This window comes from Frankia sp. CeRuru1, from assembly GCF_977966315.1.
On the sequence record NZ_CDWWEW010000182.1, the window covers coordinates 1 to 770 of the forward strand.

Genomic DNA, 770 nt, shown 5'->3' on the forward strand with positions numbered 1-770 from the left:
CGCCGGGACGGCACGGGCAGGGCGGAGTGCGTGTGCGGAGCGCATGGGCGGGGCGGAGTGATGGCGGGTATCGCGGGTAGCCCCACTGCATGGCTGGAACCGACACAGAGGCGGTGCTCGCCGAACTGCTCGCCCGGCATGGGCGGACCTACGCCGACGAGATCGGCGCCGACGTGCCGGCCGACACCGCGGAGGCGATGTTCAGGCTGATCGTCTTCGCCCTGCTCGCGAGCGCACGGATCCGCACGTCGATCGCGGTCGCCGCCTGCCGTTCCCTGATGGACGCCGGCTGGACCGACGCCGCCGCCATGGCCGAGGCGACCTGGGAGGACCGTACCCGGGTGCTGAACGGCAGCGGGTACGCGCGCTACGACGAGAGCACCTCTCGGACATTGGAGGCGGCCTGCCGTTACCTGATGGACACTTACGACGGTGATGTCCGCCGGCTGCGGGATGCCGCCGAGCACTCCCCGGACCGGGAGCGGGAGCTGCTGCAGAAGATTAAGGGGATCGGTCCGGTCGGTGCCGACATCTTCCTGCGCGAGGCGCAGGCGGGATGGGACGAGCTGGTGCCCTACCTCGACGAAGCTACCCGGAGAACGGCTGGAGCCCTCGGGCTGCCGACCGGCCCGGCGAGGCTCGCCGCGCTGGTCGACCGGCAGGACTTCCCGCGGCTGGTCGCTGCGCTGGTGCGGGCGCGTCTCGAGCACGACGTCACCGACCTGCGGGAGGCGGCGAGCAGGCCCTGACGCCCGTCCGGTCCCGACCCC

General features: G+C 72.3%; 1 protein-coding gene. It reads left to right on the forward strand.

Annotated elements, in window-relative coordinates:
• The first annotated feature begins 89 nt into the window (after window positions 1-89).
• Entirely contained in the window at window positions 90-749 is a 660-nt protein-coding gene (locus AC08OP_RS14185; RefSeq protein WP_476614620.1) for an HhH-GDP family DNA glycosylase, read from the forward strand.
• Window positions 750-770: the final 21 nt, after the last annotated feature.